Source organism: Prevotella communis, assembly GCF_022024115.1.
In the GTDB taxonomy this organism is placed as follows: Bacteria; Bacteroidota; Bacteroidia; order Bacteroidales; family Bacteroidaceae; genus Prevotella; species Prevotella communis.
The window spans coordinates 2742525-2759976 of sequence record NZ_CP091792.1 but is presented as its reverse complement, the minus strand read 5'-3'; the positions used below and the strand labels follow the sequence as shown (position 1 = coordinate 2759976).

Genomic DNA, 17452 nt, shown 5'->3' with positions numbered 1-17452 from the left:
GATGAAAAAGGTAAGAAAGTTGGTTTTTAGGATAGCAGCTGCGGCGGTGGCCGTGGCACCACTTCCCTGCATGGGTCAGGAAGAGCCCGATATAGCGCGAGAGAAGACGCTGCAGGAAGTGACCGTTACCTCACGTTCGGCGCAGAAACGCGTGGACGAGGTACAGATTGGCGTGGAGAAAGTGGAGATAGCCACGCTGGCCAAGGTGCCCCAGCTCTTTGGCGAAAAAGATATCATCAAAAGTCTGCAACTGTTGCCCGGCGTGAAGAGCGAGAGCGAAGGCTCGGGCGGTTATCAGGTACGCGGCGGTACGGCTGCCCAGAACCTGATACTCCTTGATGGTGCCACGGTCTATAATGCCGGTCACCTGATGGGCCTCTTCTCTACGTTCAACGATGACGCCCTGATGAGTGGCGCATTATATAAAGGTATGGTGCCGGCACAGTTTGGTGGCGGCTCTTCATCCGTCTTCGACATCAGCACGCGCTCGGGCGACATGCACGACTATCATTTTGGCGGCACCATCGGTCTGTTGTCGGCAAAGGTGATGGCCGAGGGCCCCATGCAGGATGGCAAGTCGTCATTCCTCGTCTCTGGCCGACGCTCGTATCTGGACCTGTTTCTGAAGGCTTCCGATGATTACAAGAACAACACGATGCATTTCTATGATGCCAACGTGCGCCTGAATTTCCACCTGACGCAGAAAGATGTGCTGTCACTCTCGTTCTTCCATGGTTTCGACAATATGGGACTGGAGGATATGATGTACATGAAATGGGGTAATACGGCCGCTGCGGCCAACTGGCTGCATACGTTCCACGACGGTCATTATGCCAATACCCGCTTGATATACAGCGACTTCAGTAGCAATATCGGTATGAACGTGATGAGCATGGACTATACGTCGAAGGGCTTTATCCGTCATGCCACGCTGAACCATCAGCAGACGTGGATGCTCAGCGACCGCCATCACGTGAACTACGGACTGGAGGCTACCTACCTGCAGGTGAAGTCGGCCGAATGGGATATGGTGCTGCTCCACGAGTGCGAGAAGCGTAATGCCCTGACGGGAGCCCTGTGGATTGGCGACGACTGGAAAATCAGTCCAGCCCTGCAGTTGCAGGCCGGTGCCCGTCTGCACCTCTTCTCGGCCCTGGGTGGCGCGCCTTACTATCAGATTGATGCCGACGGCAACATCACCGAAACCACCAACCCTGGCAGCACGCATATCGTGAAGACCTATGCCGACATAGAGCCGCGCCTCAGCGCCAAGATCAGTCTTAATGACCAGCACAATCTGAAGATAGGCTACAGTCGCACGTCGCAGGATGTGCATGCCCTGAACAACGGGTCGATGTCGATGCCGTTCAGTCGCTACCTCATGTCGAGTAATATCGTGAAGCCCGAGCAGGCCGACCAGGTGTCGCTGGGCTGGACGGGTGTGACCAGGGATGGCGCCTACGACTTCTCGGCCGAGACCTATTATAAGACCATACGCAATGTGTATGACTATCGCGACGGCAAACTCTTCTACTCGGAGATAGAGGTGGAACGACTCATCCTGGGCGGTAAGGGACGCGCCTACGGACTGGAGCTCTGTGCCCATAAGAACAACGGTCCTTTGACGGGATGGATATCCTACACGCTGGCGTGGTCGGAAAACAAGATTGAGGGTATCAACGGCGGACGCTGGTACACGGCGTCCAACGACCGTCGCCACGACCTCTCCATCGTGGGCATGTACCAGCTGTCGCCTGCGTGGGACCTGGCTGCTACCTGGCATTACAACACGGGTCAGGCCCTGAGCGCCCCGTCGGCTAAGTATGATATGGACGGCTCTACGTTCTTCTCCTATAGCGAGCGCAACGGCTATCGCGCGCCTGCCTGCCACCGCCTGGACCTCAGCGCCAGCTACACCCGTAAGCACGGTAAGGCGACCCATATCTGGTCGTTTGGCGTATACAATGCCTACAACCGCTACAATCCCTATGTCATCCGCTTTACCAACGATGACAAGAAGGCCTCGGGCACCAAGGTAGAGCAGACCTCGCTCTTTGGTATTGTGCCCTCTGTATCGTTCACCCTAAAATATTAAGAGATGAAAAAAGCAATATATATCATCATCATTATTTGTGTAGCGGCCCTGACGGCCTGCACCAAGGAGATTGACTTTGAATTCCGTGATGAGGCGCCTGTGGTGGTGATTGAGGGTAAGGTGACCAACGAGGGCCGTACGGTCGTTATCAGTCGCACCCGCGCCGTGACTGACTCTGTTCATGCGCATTGTCTGCCTGGTGCTGATGTCGTGATGACTGATGGCGTCACGTCGACGCCACTGACCTACGACGCTGCGGCCGACTGCTACTATTCGCCTGTCGCTGGCGAGGTAGGGAAGACCTATCAGATGCAGGTTGATTTCGAGGGACAGCACTACGAGGCTTCGGCCACGATGCCTGCCGCCGCCCCTGTCACATCGTCAGAGTTCTCGTGGGTCACGATGATGGGGCAGCGTATGCTCTGCTTCGAATTGTGGGGCGTGGACCCGGAACCCGACGTGCGTAATTATTTCTGGATCAGGATGCATCGTATCTCGCACCATCCGCATCTGGAGAACACACGCCAGACGGCTCCCTACAGTTGGGACCTGATGGACGACCGCGGCTGTCCGCCGGGCCAGATTTTCCTGGACTGGATGCTCGTCAGCGAAAAGGATATGGATGATGACAAGGAGGAGAACTGGAAGCGTATCCTCTACGATGGCGACAGCGTGTGCGTGACGTTGATGACCGTAGATCCCAAGGTGTACGACTATCTGTATCAGTTGGGCAGGGGACAGCATCACGGCGCCAATCCGCGCAGCAATATCACGGGTGGCTGTATGGGCTACTTTGCCGCTGGTTCCATCACCCGTTCGGATACCATCGTGTTCAACCGCGCCGCCGTCAGCGAATGAAAAAAAATGCAAAAAAATCGACAGGAATGATGCTGTCACTCATTTTTTTCGTATTTTTGTACTCCGAAACAAAAACTATAATCGCTTTTTATGAATAAGGTAGTATTGATAACAGGTGCGACAAGCGGAATAGGACTCGCCTGTGCAAAGAAGTTCGCTGCAAATGGTGACAGACTGATTCTGACGGGAAGAAACGAACACCGTCTGAATGAAATCCGAAAGGCTTTGACGGAAAGCGCCTGCGGCAATATAAATGAGGAAACGGATGCAAAGCATACGGAAGTGCTGACGCTTGCTTTCGACGTGAGAGACCGCGAGAAGGCTGCTAAGTATATCCAGGAACTGCCAGCAGAGTGGCAGCAGATTGACGTGCTGGTGAATAATGCCGGACTGGCGCTGGGACTGGAACCTGAGTATGAGGGCAACCCCGACGACTGGGAGACGATGATCGACACCAATATCAAGGGGCTGCTCACGATGACGCGTCTGGTGGTGCCTGGTATGGTGGCACGCAATAGCGGACACATCATCAATATCGGTTCGGTGGCTGGCGATGCTGCCTATGCTGGTGGCAACGTGTATTGCGCTACGAAGGCTGCCGTGAAAGCGCTCTCCGACGGACTGCGCATCGATGTGGCCAATACTGCCGTGCGCGTGACCAACCTGAAGCCCGGACTGGTAGAGACCAACTTCAGTAATATCCGTTTCCACGGCGACAGCGACCGTGCTGCCAATGTCTATAAAGGCATCAAACCCCTTACGGGCGATGATATTGCCGACGTGGCTGTCTATGCTGCCAATGCGCCTGAGCACGTGCAGATTGCCGAGGTGCTGATTCTGGCCACCCATCAGGCCAGCGGTAGCGTGATTGTGAGGAAGTAAGCGAGACCTCAGGAAAGAATACGATGGAGAAATACAGAATACTCTTTGTTTGTCACGGCAACATCTGTCGCAGTCCGATGGCTGAGTTCGTGATGAAGGACCTCGTATGTAAGGCTGGCGTTCAGGATCATTTCCTGATTGAGTCGGCTGCCACCTCGACCGAGGAGATAGGCAACAGCGTCTATCCGCCTGCCCGCAGAAAACTGGCTGAGCACGGTATCAGTTGTCAGGGCAAGACGGCCCGACAGATGACGCGTCTGGACTACGGCCGCTACGACCTGCTGATAGGTATGGACAGTTGGAATATCCGTAATATGCGTGCCATCAGCGGGGGCGACCCTGAGGGAAAAATCCGTATGCTGATGGATTATACAAATCGGCCAGGTGACGTAGCCGACCCGTGGTATACGGGCGACTTCGAAGCCACCTGGCGCGATGTACTTGAAGGTTGTGAGGCGTTGCTCTCACAATTAATGTCTTAATGTCATAATCTTCGAGGGACAGGCTAGTGTACACTTGCTGCACTTGATACAGTCGGGATGCAGATAGCCGGCTTCCTGTCCGCGGGAATCGTAGGGGGTGAGTTGCATCGGACAGACGCGCGCACAACTCTTGCATTTCATCTGACAGGCACTCGACACGTGGATATTGGTGAATGCCTTGGGCATCGGCGCCTTCTTGGGTGCTACCCAGTTGGAGATGGTTCCCATGGGACAGAACGAGCACCAGGTGCGTGGGGCGTAGATGAACGACAGGATAATGCCTACGATGGTGGTCATCACGATAATCGTCCAGAATACGCGTCCTATGCCGCTCCACATGGCCAGTCCGCCCTCACTCCAGGGCACGGTGAATGTCAGTTGGATGCCGAACATGCCGAAGATGAAGAACACCATAAACAAGCGGAATCCGAAGGTGCGCACGAATCTGGGTATCTCGCGATGGGGTGAGTACTTTGACAGCAGCCGGTCGTACATATTACCGCGGGGACATACGTGTCCGCACCACCAGCGTCCCTTGTAGATGCTCGTCACCACGGGACCAATCATACAGATGAGTGCCAACAGACCTATCACGGGAAAGAACCACCCAATGATGATGTAGGCGATGATGATCCAGTAGAGCGGCAGTCCTGGTGTCTTGAAATATCTATGGAATCGTTTTTGTGCCAAAATTTATTTCTCTTTATTCTTTAGTGTTTCAATAATAGTGTCGAGTTCGCTGGCAAACTTGACATAGTCGTCCAGTTGGAAGGGGCAGGCGCGCAACTCTTTACCCATGCCAGCAGGGATGATGGCATATGCCTGTTCTTCCATCGCCTTGCCTTTTTCCGTCAGCGATACTATCTGCTGGCGCTTGTCCTCCTTGCCGCGCTTACGAACCACAATGCCCAGTTTCTCCATGCGCTGGAGTAGGGGAGTGACGGTGTTCGTCTCGAGCAACAGCCGGTGGGCGATGTCGTTCACGGGTTGCGAATCCTGTTCCCAGAGCACCATCAGCACCAGGTACTGCGGATAGGTGATACCCAACTCGTTCAGCAACGGCGTGTAGGCCTGGGTAATCAGACGTGCCGCCGTATAGAGACGGAAGCATATCTGTTTGTCAAGCTGTAATTCTGCGTGCATAATTTTCAATTCTCAATTGTCAATTGTCAATTAAGCCAACATGGCTTCCACGTCCTTCTCAAAGTCCTTGGGCTCTGTGGTAGGCGCATAGCGCTTGATGGTCTCGCCGTCCTTAGAGATGAGGAACTTGGTGAAGTTCCACTTGATGTCGCTGTCCTTCTCCACGCTCTTGCTGATAGCCTTGAAGAGGGTCTTGGCGGCTTTGGCCTTCAGACCTTTGTACTCCTCGGTGGGAGCCTGCGCTTTCAGATACTCAAAGATGGGCTGGGCATCAGGACCGTTGACGTCGCCCTTTTTCATAATCTGGAAGGTCACGCCGTAGTTCAGTTGGCAGAACTCCTCAATCTTGTCGTCGCCCTCAGGATCCTGCTCCTTGAACTGGTTGCAGGGAAAACCGATAATCACCAGTCCCTTGTCCTTGTACTTCTGGTTCATCTCCTCCAGTCCTGCAAACTGGGGTGTGAATCCGCACTTGCTGGCTGTGTTGACTATCAGCAGCACCTTACCCTCGAACTGAGCGAAATCCAGTTCCTTGCCTTTGCTCGTCTGAGCCTTGAAATCATAAATCTTTGCCATATATAATAATGTTTTGTGTTGGAAAATCAACTGTTATTTATGTGATTTATATCGTTCACGATGCAAAGGTATGAATAAAAAGTTATATCGCAAGCGATTTACCTTAAACTTTAAGGTAGTTTAACAATATGTCGCCTGCGATATTTCTATAAGATAATACGATAGAGAGTCTCTTCTATTCGCTGTAATTATGATCTATGACAATGATGATTTTTCCTGTATTTTATGGACGAAGTATTGATTTCTAATTCCGTAATGATGCAATTTAAATATTTTTAAGAAAAGATTACGCATGATTCTTATCTTTTTTGTTACTTTTGCACTCACTACATTATCTTATTGTTCTAACTATATTCTATAAAACTAATCACAATGAAACACATTAGATTGTTATTATTATGTATGATGCTATTGTGTATGATAACAGCAGTAGCACAAGAGATTGTTTCCTCCCGGGTATGTCGGCGGGGCACTCCGCGTGAGCAGAGTAGTCTTTTTCGGAGAACAGATGACAAGCAAAGGATTCCAGGTGGAGATTACTATCACGGCGAGCGCCATCAGTTGACTATCTTAGTGAATTTCAACGACCGTCAGTTTCAGGATGGTCAGTCGGCAGCGCTAGAGAAATGGAACAAGATTTTCAATGCGGAGAACTACCATGAAGGCTCTTTCGTAGGTTCTGTACACGATTATTTCATGGATCAGAGCTACGGCAAGTTCAACCTGACTTTCGACTTGGAGTATATTCAGGTTAGCGGCAATGCCGAGCGCTATGCCAGTAATGCGTACGACGACGAGAACTCGCAGTTTTTGGTCGACGATATCGTGGACGAGTTGAAGAAGCGCGACATTGACTGGGCAAAGTACGACTGGAATGACGATGGCTATATCAACCAACTGCTCATCATCTATCCTGGTTACGGCATGAACGAGTCGAAAGATTCAAACTTGATATGGCCTCACCAGTGGTGGATGAGCGAACATCTGAAGGATGGCAAGAGAGGCAGCTATCGCAATGCTCTGACTGTCTCGGCTGGTGACAAGAACTACCAGATTGACTGCTACTGTGCACTCAACGAACTTAGTGCCAGAGAGGGGTACAGTCCTTTTGGTACTATCTGTCATGAATATACCCATTGCTTTGGTATGCCCGATTTCTATAGTGGTTCTGTAAAGGGACTGGTAGGTAATTGGGACCTGATGGGCAGTGGCAACTATAATGGCAAGGGTTATGTGCCTGCAGGCTTTTCTGCTCACGAGCGCTGGCTGATGGGATGGGTCACGCCTATAGAACTGACGGAGCCCGCGGCCATTAACGACATTCCGGCATTGGCAGAAGAGGGCAGAGCCTATCTTGTTCGCAACGAAGGTTGTGAGAATGAGTACTACATCATAGAGAATCGTCAGCCCATTGGCTGGGATGCTGAAATTCCGGGTAGTGGTATCCTCGTGTTCCACATAGACTATGACCCCTCCTTGTGGACCAGTACGACAGCAAGTCCCAATAGTTATTTCGTCAGACGCTACGAACTGTTCTACGCTAACAATAGTGCCAGTCTGTTCAGTGACTGGGCCTATCCTTATGGCGATACAAACCAGTTGACCAACACATCGACGCCTGCCGCCAAACTGAATAATTTGAATATTGATGGCAGCAGACTGATGTCTAAGCCGATTACGGATATGACTGTCACAGGTGGACTGGCATCTTTTTCCTTCAGCATGTCTTCAACCACAGGGGTGGGTGAGTTGATTGCTGAAACGGCTCCCGAGGTGCTCTGCCGCTTGGGTATGGTGGACGTTGTACGCGATGCCCAGGGACATGTACGAAAGAAAATCAGCGCTAGGCGATAGTCCCTTTCAGTTCGTGAAAACACCTATTTTTAGGTATTGTACACATCTGTTTTTCGTCGTACCTTTGTAGGCCGTTAGTAAAAACAGATGTGATGCAGATTAAGAAAGACTATACACGCGAGCAGATTGTAGTGGTGGCCCGAGGGATATTCTTGAAAAAGGGCTATGCCAAGACCTCGATGCGCGATATTGCAGCGGGGGTGGGCATTGGTGTGAGCAATATCTACAACTATTTCAAGAGCAAGGACGAACTGTTTCGCTATATAGTGACGCCGCTCATTGCCGAACTGGAACGTATGATGCACGATCATCATAACATGGACAGTCAGGAGGACTTCCTTAACTATGCCACAGGTCAGAGCAATATGATGCTGGGCGACAACGTGAAGGAGTATATGTTGCTTATCAACAACCATCGCGACGAGTTGAAACTGCTGCTCTACCAGTCGCAAGGCTCCTCGCTCGAAAACTATATCGACACCTATACGGACGAGTGCACACGCATTGTCCTGTCGTTTATGGACGAGCTGAAATGCAAATACCCCACGTGTAGTGCCATCCATACCCCCTTCACCTATCATGTGCATACGGTGTGGATGTTCAGTTTTATCTCTGAAGTTATCAAGCACAACCTGTCTGCCGATGAGATACACAAGGCTCTCAAGGACTATATCCAGTTTGAGTATGGCGGATGGCGCACGCTGATGAATATGAAATAGTCAGTTTTAGGTATTGCATGTGCCAGAAATTTTCCATACCTTTGCAGCCGGAAAAACGTATCGACGGATGAAAAGAAAAATTACACATAGCGATGCTTTGGCATCCCGACAGAGGGAGGACTCACAGAAATGTGGGTCCTCTCTTTTTTGTGTGAACAATTTAGAGTTTTGTTCGCTTTTGTGCGTAGTCTCAACTTTAGGCGAGTGGAAAGCGGTTTTCCCCCCATACGAAACGAGCATATATATAAATATAGGTGAATGATGAAAAAGATTGTTTTATTTTTGGTGAGCGGCCTGTTTGCAGCCCTGACAACTGGAGCGCAGGAACTGGCTTACAATGAGAAACGAGTGGACGAGAGCGCCCCCGACAGCACATTAAGAAATGAAGACCCTATCAAGTTGCACGAGGTGCAGGTGACAGGTCGCACCAAACTTAGGATGCTCAAGGAGTCGGCCATGCCTGTTTCCGTGATTGGCGAACGGCAGTTGCAGGGCTCTGCCAACAACCTGAACGATGTGCTGGCTCGTACCGTGGGCGTCACCATCAGAAACACGGGTGGACTGGGCAGCGCCTCGCGTATCTCTGTCCGTGGCCTGGAGGGTAAGCGTATCGGTATGTATATCGACGAGGCTCCTATGTCGCAGCTTAGCAATTTCGTGGCCCTCAACGACGTGCCCACCGACATGATTGAGCGCATCGAGGTGTACAAGGGCCTGGTGCCCTATCGCTTTGGCGGTTCGGCATTGGGTGGTGCCGTCAACGTGGTGACCAAGGAGTATCCGCCCCTCTACCTCGACTTCTCGTACGAGATAGGTTCATTCAACACCCACCAGCTCAATGGCGTCATCAAGCGCACCGACAAGAAGAGCGGTCTGCAGTTTGGCCTGGGAGGCACCTATTCGTTCTCGAAGAACAACTACAAAATGCGGCTCGACAATATCGACGGGCGCTGGGTGGAGCGCGACCACGACCAGTACAACAAGATTATCTATGGCGGTTCGGTGAAAGCCACCAAATGGTGGTTCGACGAGGTGAAACTCGAACTCATCGGCATGCATACCAAACAGGAGATTCAGGGCATCGACATCGACATCCGCGAGGCCTATAACTTCTCGTCCAGCTATGTGGCTGCGCTGAACCTGAAGAAGGACAACTTCTTCCTCGACGGACTGGATCTTGACATGGATGCCGGTTATGTGCTGGGCTATTCGGGCATGAAGGATACCGCCATGCACCGCTACGACTGGGACGGCAACGAGATGCCACCTACTTCGGTCTTTGGCGGTGAGCAGAACAAATATCCCAGCGACGGACGCACACGCACCAACGAGGCAACGTTGAAACTGAACCTGGGCTACACCATAGACCTGCACCACGCCGTCAACCTGAACCTATATGGCGACCATACGTCAATGCACCCAGGCGATTCGCTGATGGATAAGGCGCTGGGCTTCTGTGCCAACTTCCCCAGTAAGATGAACACCCTGACCACGGGCCTGTCGTACGACCTGAGTCTCTTTGGCGGACGCTTCCAGAACGCCTTCACCCTGAAGCATTTCTATTTCTCTTCGTCCTCGCGCAGTATCAACACCTTCAGCGTCAGCGAACCTGAGGCCGTGGATATCTCGAAGAACTACTTCGGCTTCAGCGATGCCCTGCGCTACCGGCTCTCCGACGACTGGATGGTGAAGGCCTCGTTCAACTCTGAGGTGCGCATCCCCACTAGCGAGGAACTCATAGGTAACGGTTTTTCTATCCTGGCATCGCCAGCCCTGCAGCCAGAGCGTACCAGAGGCGTAAACCTGGGCGTGATGTACCGCCACGTGAAGGACGACGGCGGACTGTTGGAAATGGAACTCTCGGGCTATCTGAACGAGCTGGACGACATGATTCGCTTTACGCCCGACATTATCCCCACGATGGCGCGCTATCGCAACTTCGGCACGGTACGCACCAAAGGCGTGGAACTGGAACTGAAGGGCGATGTATGTCCCTTGCTCTATCTCTATGCCAACGGCACCTGGCAGGACCTGCGTGACGTGCGCGAGACGGTGCCTGGCACCAACGTGGCCAATCCCACCAAGGACCTGCGCATCCCTAACGTGCCCTATCTGATGGGTAATTTCGGTGCCGAGCTCCACAGGGAGAACCTCTTTGGCGGCAAGGGTCAGAACACGCGTCTGCTCTACGATGCCTCGTATATCCACGAGTATTTCTACGACTTTGAGGTGAGCAAGTATCAGGAGCGTAAGATTCCCACCTCTTTCACGATGGATGCTGCCCTGGAGCATAGTTTTATGGACAACCGTCTGACGCTGACCCTGAGGGTCAAGAACCTGACCGACCGCCACGTGGTGTCTGAGTTCAACCGTCCCCTGCCAGGTCGCTATGTAGGCTTTAAAGTGAGATATGTTTTCAAATAATTATTTAATCAAACACACATTTTAATCAAATGAAAAAAAACATTTTTGCATTGGCTGCCATGATGGCGCTCGCCTGCGCTTGCAGCAACGATGACTCAACCACAACTCAGGACAACAACAACGAGGGCGACTTCACCGGTGTGATTTTTGCCACCAGCATCACCAATCCTGACGGCAGTAGCGGCAGCGCCTATCTGCAGAGCCTTGGGGATATGACGCCTGGTACCTACGACAACAGCAACGCCATCCCCTTCGGCTTTGGTGGCACACCTATCGTGGCTCCTTCAGGCAATATCTATACCTTCCCCGACTATATGGGCAACTCGAAGGCCGAGATTCTGCGCTATAACCTCGACGCTAAAGGCAACTGGGTGAAGAAGGGCGCGCTGGCAATCCCTGCCGGTTCGGCTGCTGCCAATATCGTGGAGCTCAACAGCGAGAAGGCTTATGTCAGTATGCAGGGTATTGGTATTGTGATGGCGTTCAACCCCACCACGATGACCAAGATTGCTGATATCGACCTCAACGCGCTGAGTCAGCCCAATACCAACGTGTCGCCTGGTGCCATGGTGATTCGCGACGGCAAGCTCTTTGTAGGCCTGAACCAGATGAATGCCCAGTGGATGCCAGAGAAGAACACCATCGAACTGGCCATGATTGACACCCAGACTGATAAGTTGGAGAAGCATATCGTCAACGAGTCCATAGGCTTCTGCTTCGCTACCCGTCCTATTGAGCCCAACTCTATCTTCGTGGACGAGAACGAGGATATCTACGTCAACTGTATCGGATCGTTTGGCTATATCCCTGGCTTCCGCGGCGGTATCGTACGCATCAAGAAGGGACAGACGGATATCGATCCTGACTATGCGATTGCCTTCGACCAGACGGTGGTGGAGGGTCTCTCTACGCAGTATGCCGACTTCCTGGCTGCTGTGTGCTATGGCGGCGACGGCAAGCTCTATGCCTATGCCAACTCGAACGCGCTCGACCCCAACGCCATGTCAAACCCTTATCTGAGCATGACCAACATGCCCGTTATCGTTGACTTGAAGACCAAGACTATCAAGGTCATCAAGGGCATGGAGATCAGTAATCCTCACACCATGGCCATCGGTCTGCACAAGGGACTTGTGGTTTTTGGCAGCGCCAACACCAAGGCCAACGGCTTCTATACTTACGACCCCAAGACGCAGAAGGTCGAAGGACCTGTGCTCAGCGTCCAGGGCAATCCTTGCTTCTTCCATAGTTTTGCCAAGTAAATATGGGTAAGAATCAAATGATAGGTTTCATGAAGGGGACTCGCAGAGATGCGGGTCCTCTCTTTTTGGTGAACATTTTGAAACATTGTTCGTTATTAAATAATTGAAAGATATGAAGATTGAAAAGATTAACGAGATGTTCGCGCGGTTTGCCGCGCAACTGCTGAAGATGCGCTGGCTGACATTGGGCATCTTCGCATTAGTGATGATCGTGTCGGTTATCGGCATGAAGCGGATGGTGAAGGAGACGTCGTTCGATGACTATTTTATCGAGGACGACCCTATGCTGGTGATGACCGACGAGTTTAAGTCGCACTTCGGTAACGACTACTACGTGGGCGTGCTGACGCAATGCGACAACCATTTCACGAAGGAGAACTTGGCGACGCTGAGGGCCCTCTCCAACGAACTGCTGGACAGTCTGTCGTATGCCGACAAGGTGACGTCGCTGACGGATATCGAGTTTATGGTGGGCAGCGACGAGGGCATGACCATCGAGCAGATTGTGCCCGATGAGATTCCTGAGGATGGTTCGGCGGCGATGGACAGCGTCCGTAAGCGTGCTTTCAGCAAACCCCACGTGGCGCGCAAACTCATCTCGCAGGACGGCCGCTTGTCGTGGATCATGGTGAAACTGCGCACCTTCCCCAAGGATAGCGTGTGGAAGCAGCAGGGCACGGTGGCTCCCGATATCATCACGGGTCAGGAGGTGGAGCGCATCATCAAGAAACCTGCCTACGCCTCGCTGCATCCCAAAGGTACGGGCATGCCCTACGTGACCAACTGTAAGACCGTGTATATCGGTCAGGAGATGAGTCGCCTGATGATGATTGCCACCATTGTCTGCATGCTGGTGATGCTCTGCATGACGCGCTCGCTGCGTGGTGTGCTGGCGCCGATTATCTCGGTTGTTGGCGGACTCTTTATCACCTACGGCATTGCGGGTTGGACGAAGATGTACGTGGATTCTACCGTACTGATGATACCCACCATCCTGGCCTTCGCCGTGGCCATTGCCTACAACATCCACATCTTCTCGTATTTCCGCGGACGCATGCGCATCCACGGCGAAAGGCGTAAGGCTGTCATCGAGACGCTCAGGGAGATAGGCTGGTCGGTGTTCTTCTGTGGCTTCACCACGCTGGTATCGCTCCTGTCGTTCCTCGTCATCCCCATCCGCCCCATGCATTGCGTGGGCGTCATCAGTTCGATGAGCGTGCTGTTCGTGCTCCTCACCTCGCTGATTATCTCGCCTGTATTGCTGTCCTTTGGTAAAAATAAGCGCGTCAAGGCTGACGTCACCCAAACATCAGACATCAGCCATCAGACATCAGCCCTCCCGCCTGATACCCGCTGGACGGCGGCCATGGTGCGCCTGAGCGACATCGTATTGCGCAATCCCAAGAAGATTGGCTGGTCGTTCCTCGTGGTATGTCTGGTGCTGTGCGTGGGCCTGTGGAAGATTGAGGCGGCGTTCGACATCGAGCGTACCATGGGCGAGGATGTGCCATACGTGAAGGAGGTAATGGACGTGGGCCGCTCAGAACTCGGTTCGCTCTATTCCTACGACCTCATCGTGGAACTGCCCCACGACGACGAGGCCAAGGAGCCTGAGAACCTGCGCCGACTGGACCAGTTGCAGCAGCAGGTGAATACCTACGACCTGACCAAGCGCACCACGTCTATTCTCGACATCCTGAAGGACCTGAACCAGACGCTCAACGATGGCGACACGGCTCGCTTCTGCATCCCTGATACAGAGGAGGAAGTGGCGCAGGAGATTCTGCTCTACGAGAATGCTGGCGGTACGGAGTCTGAGTATTGGGTGGACTATGACTACCGTCGCCTCAGGCTGATGGTTGAGATATCCGACTTCAATTCGGCACAGGTGGAGCGCGAACTGGCGCGCATCCAGCAGGACGCCCAGAAGCTGTTCCCCGGGGCGAAGATTACAACAGTAGGCAACATCCCACAGTACGTCACCATGATGCAGTATCTGGTGCGCGGCCAGATGCTCTCGTTCGTCATCTCCATCCTCATTATCGGCATCATCCTCATGATTGCCTTCCAGAGCATCCGCGTGGGACTTATCGGACTGGTGCCCAACATGATGCCTGCCGTCTTCGTGGGTGGCTATATGGGATGGATGGGTGTGCCGCTCGACATGATGACCGCCACGCTGTTGCCCATGATGCTGGGTATGGCCGTGGACGATACCATCCATTTTATCAATCACTCGAAGCTCGAGTTCGACCGCTCGCACCACTATCGTGAGGCTATCCGTCGCACGTTCCGCGTGGTGGGCGTCGCCATTGTCATCACCTCTATCATCACCTCTGCCGTCTTCGCCGGCTTCTGCACCTCGGCCTGCACCATGTGTATCAACTTCGGTCTGATGGCTATCATCGGCATCCTCTCGGCATTGGCTGCTGACCTGCTCGTCACGCCGATACTGGTGAGTAAGTGCAAGGTGTTTGGGAAGATTAAAGATTAAACATTAAACATTAAAGATTAAAGATTAAACATTAAACATTCTTGGCGGAGCCAAGCGGCAAAGCCGAGCGAAAGATTAAATTTCAGAAATTATGAAAAAGATATTTATTATTGCAGTATTGATTTCAATTATCAATCTTCAATTCTCAATTTGCGCTGCGCAGCAGCTTTCGGGCCGCGATGTGATTCAGAAAGTGAAGGACCGTGCCGACGGCGACACACGCTACGGCGAGATGGAACTGACGCTCAAAAAGAAGAACGGCAGCACGCGCCAGAGGAAGGTGACGTCGTGGGCGATGGACGAGGGTAAGGACACGAAGAAGATGATGTTCTTTACCTATCCGGGCGACGTGAAGGGCACGGGATTCCTCACCTGGGACTACGACGAGATTGGTAAGGAGGATGCGAAATGGCTCTACTTGCCAGCGATGAAGAAAACGCGCCGCATCAGTGGCTCATCGTCGAAGACGGACTATTTTATGGGTACGGACTTTACGTACGACGACATGGGGCAGCGCCACGTGGATGAGGACACACATAAGTTGCTGCGCGAGGAGACAAGAAACGGTCATAAGTGCTGGGTGGTGGAGTCGGTACCTGTCGACAAGCACGAGATCTACAGTCGTAAGGTGTCGTGGATTCGTCAGGATTGTCTGATAGCCGACCATGTGGAGTACTACGACAAGCTCAACAAACTGCACCGTGTGCTCACCATCCAGGAGGTGAAGAAGATTCAGGGCTTCTGGACCGTACTGAAGATGGAGATGAAGAACGTGCAGACGGAGCACAGTACCACCATCGTGGTGAAGAACACACAGTATGACGTGAAGGTGGACAAGGCGCTGTTTACGGTGGCTAAATTGGAGAAAGGCTTATGAGACGGCTGTTTTTGAATGCTTTGTTGTGGGTGGTACCCGTTGCCGTCGGCGCGCAGGATGAGGATTCTCTCCGCGTGGGCGTGAAGGGCTTCGTGGATACGTATCATGCGGTACGCACGGAGGCGCCCAACGACTGGATGTCGTCACGTAGCCGTGTGCGTGGCGAGGTGACGCTGGAAAAGGGAAATGCGGGTGCGTTCGTGTCGGCCAACCTGATTCACAACGCCATCCTGAAGGACCGCTCGGGCTTCCAGTTGCGCGAGGCCTATGCCTACTATTCGGATGACCATTGGGACGTGCGGGCAGGACGGCAGATCATCACCTGGGGCGTGGCGGATGCTTTAAGACTGACGGACATCATCTCGCCGATGGACTATACGGAGTTTTTGGCGCAGGACTACGACGACATCCGCATCCCTGTGGGTGGTTTGCGACTGCGCTACTCGCGTGAGAAATGGAGCACTGAGGCGGTGGTGATACCCGTGAGCTCGTTCTTTGACCTGCCTACGGATGTGGAGAACCCGTGGTCGGTGGGACCCGTTCCTATCGGCGAAGAGCCCAAGCGTCGTTTGTGTAATATGGAGTATGGCGGCCGACTGTCGTTCTTCCTCAGCGGCATCGACTTCTCGTTCTCGGCCCTGCATACGTGGAACAAGCAGCCTGTCGTCTGCAACGGCGTGGGCGAATATCGTCGCATGACGATGTTGGGCGGCGATGTGTCCGTGCCTGTGGGGAAATTCGTGATAAGAGGCGAGGTGGCTGAGTATCTCGACGAACTGCAGAGTGGGGGAGCGCGTGCAGCCTCGACGAACGCCTTGCTTGGCCTCGACTGGTATGCCGGCAACGACTGGACGCTCTCGGCGCAGTATTCGCATAAGTACGTGGCGCTGGGCGAGCACAGAAACACGGGTCTCTCGACCCTCCGCATCTCGAAGGATCTGCTGCACAACACGCTCTCGCTGCAGACCTTCGCCTATATCGACGTGACCAATGGTGGCGTGTTCAATCGCCTGAGTGCCGACTACGCCCTCAACGACCAGTTGCACGCCATCGTGGGCTACGACTATTTCCATGCCGACAGCGGCATGTTTACCGTCTACAAAAAGAACTCAGAATTATTCGTCAAACTAAAATACAGTTTTTAAAATGGAAAAATCAAACAACAACTTTCTTGGCATCCTCGGATGTGCCGTCCTCTATGCCGTAACATCTTTCGCCTGCGCCTTCCTAGGCTTCCTGAGTCCTTGGTGCTGGATCGTCGTATTCCCCGTTCTGGCCGCCATGCTGGGTGCACCCTCGTATTTCTGGGCAACTCGCCGCTGGCAGCGTTTAGGTGTGGCCACCCTCTTTGCGCTGGTCCTCGCCGTCGTCTTGCTCGTGATGGGCGAGATTGACTTCACGCAGACCCTCCTGATGGTGGTTGTGGGTATCTTTTCAGATATAGTACGCCAATCAATCGGCACTACCTACAAGCGCAGTATCCTGTTGGCCTATCCCATCCTGCCCTTGGGTATCCTCGTGTGGCTCATGAAGCTCTGGACTGCCTCCGAATGGTACTATCAGGGCGCTGCCGAAGAGATTGGTGCCGACTATGCCGAGGGCCTCAAAACGCTCTCATCGTCCTGGGCCCTCTTCCTTGTCATCATCCTCGTCCTCGCCGCCGGCTCCCTAGCCATCAGTCTTGCGTCGAGGATGGGGAAGAAATGAACACGAAATGTTCATCAATACCTACTTTTGATTAATACTATTAAATAATTATAGGTACGTGCTGGTGCGCGATGCTTAA

15 protein-coding genes are annotated in these 17452 nt (G+C 52.8%); 12 read left to right on the top strand and 3 right to left on the bottom strand.

Features of this window, described 5'->3' with window-relative positions:
• The first annotated feature begins 1 nt into the window (after window position 1).
• The 4 genes from L6468_RS11550 (at window position 2) to L6468_RS11535 (ending at window position 4317) form a co-directional block, all read left to right on the top strand.
• Complete coding sequence (locus L6468_RS11550) at window positions 2–2095, top strand: TonB-dependent receptor plug domain-containing protein (protein WP_237793354.1); 2094 nt, start codon at window positions 2–4, stop codon at window positions 2093–2095.
• A 3-nt stretch (window positions 2096–2098) separates the two neighbouring features.
• Window positions 2099–2953, top strand: coding sequence for a DUF4249 family protein (locus L6468_RS11545; protein ID WP_237793353.1), 855 nt, complete (start codon window positions 2099–2101; stop codon window positions 2951–2953).
• A 90-nt stretch (window positions 2954–3043) separates the two neighbouring features.
• Window positions 3044–3835 (top strand): SDR family NAD(P)-dependent oxidoreductase, encoded by a 792-nt coding sequence (locus L6468_RS11540; RefSeq protein ID WP_091853815.1) that lies wholly within the window; start codon window positions 3044–3046, stop codon window positions 3833–3835.
• 23 nt (window positions 3836–3858) lie between these two features.
• Complete coding sequence (locus tag L6468_RS11535; RefSeq protein WP_237793352.1) at window positions 3859–4317, top strand: low molecular weight protein-tyrosine-phosphatase; 459 nt, start codon at window positions 3859–3861, stop codon at window positions 4315–4317.
• Here the strand turns inward: L6468_RS11535 and L6468_RS11530 are convergent.
• The 3 genes from L6468_RS11530 to L6468_RS11520 are packed head-to-tail and all read right to left on the bottom strand — an operon-like array spanning window position 4306 to window position 6036.
• Window positions 4306–5007: a 4Fe-4S binding protein gene (locus L6468_RS11530; RefSeq protein ID WP_237793351.1), complete on the bottom strand. Its 702-nt coding sequence runs from the start codon at window positions 5005–5007 to the stop codon at window positions 4306–4308. The genes L6468_RS11535 and L6468_RS11530 overlap by 12 nt on opposite strands.
• Before the next feature lie 3 nt (window positions 5008–5010).
• On the bottom strand, window positions 5011–5460 hold the full coding sequence (locus tag L6468_RS11525) for a MarR family winged helix-turn-helix transcriptional regulator (protein WP_431356505.1): 450 nt from the start codon (window positions 5458–5460) through the stop codon (window positions 5011–5013).
• Between the two features lie 30 nt (window positions 5461–5490).
• A complete protein-coding gene (locus L6468_RS11520) occupies window positions 5491–6036 on the bottom strand; it encodes a glutathione peroxidase (RefSeq protein WP_237793350.1) in 546 nt (181 codons plus the stop codon).
• A gap of 417 nt (window positions 6037–6453) precedes the next feature.
• Between L6468_RS11520 and L6468_RS11515 the strand changes: the two genes are divergently transcribed.
• The 8 genes from L6468_RS11515 to L6468_RS11480 all read left to right on the top strand — a co-directional run bounded on the left by L6468_RS11515 (window position 6454) and on the right by L6468_RS11480 (window position 17373).
• Window positions 6454–7890, top strand: a complete 1437-nt coding sequence (locus L6468_RS11515; protein WP_237793349.1) for a M6 family metalloprotease domain-containing protein — start codon at window positions 6454–6456, stop codon at window positions 7888–7890.
• A 92-nt stretch (window positions 7891–7982) separates the two neighbouring features.
• The gene (locus L6468_RS11510; protein ID WP_091818859.1) at window positions 7983–8609 is read left to right on the top strand and encodes a TetR/AcrR family transcriptional regulator; all 627 of its coding nucleotides are present in this window, start codon (window positions 7983–7985) and stop codon (window positions 8607–8609) included.
• 258 nt (window positions 8610–8867) lie between these two features.
• Window positions 8868–11033 carry a TonB-dependent receptor gene (locus L6468_RS11505; protein ID WP_237793348.1) on the top strand — a complete coding sequence of 722 codons (2166 nt, stop codon included), beginning with the start codon at window positions 8868–8870 and terminating at the stop codon, window positions 11031–11033.
• A 29-nt stretch (window positions 11034–11062) separates the two neighbouring features.
• A complete protein-coding gene (locus L6468_RS11500) occupies window positions 11063–12295 on the top strand; it encodes a DUF4374 domain-containing protein (RefSeq protein ID WP_237793347.1) in 1233 nt (410 codons plus the stop codon).
• Between the two features lie 112 nt (window positions 12296–12407).
• Window positions 12408–14789 carry an efflux RND transporter permease subunit gene (locus L6468_RS11495; protein WP_237793346.1) on the top strand — a complete coding sequence of 794 codons (2382 nt, stop codon included), beginning with the start codon at window positions 12408–12410 and terminating at the stop codon, window positions 14787–14789.
• A 91-nt stretch (window positions 14790–14880) separates the two neighbouring features.
• The gene (locus L6468_RS11490; RefSeq protein ID WP_237793345.1) at window positions 14881–15666 is read left to right on the top strand and encodes an outer membrane lipoprotein-sorting protein; all 786 of its coding nucleotides are present in this window, start codon (window positions 14881–14883) and stop codon (window positions 15664–15666) included.
• Entirely contained in the window at window positions 15663–16811 is a 1149-nt protein-coding gene (locus L6468_RS11485; protein ID WP_237793344.1) for a DUF1302 family protein, read from the top strand. Before L6468_RS11490 ends, L6468_RS11485 begins: the two co-directional genes overlap by 4 nt.
• A gap of 1 nt (window position 16812) precedes the next feature.
• A complete protein-coding gene (locus L6468_RS11480; protein ID WP_237793343.1) occupies window positions 16813–17373 on the top strand; it encodes an MptD family putative ECF transporter S component in 561 nt (186 codons plus the stop codon).
• Window positions 17374–17452 lie beyond the last annotated feature (79 nt).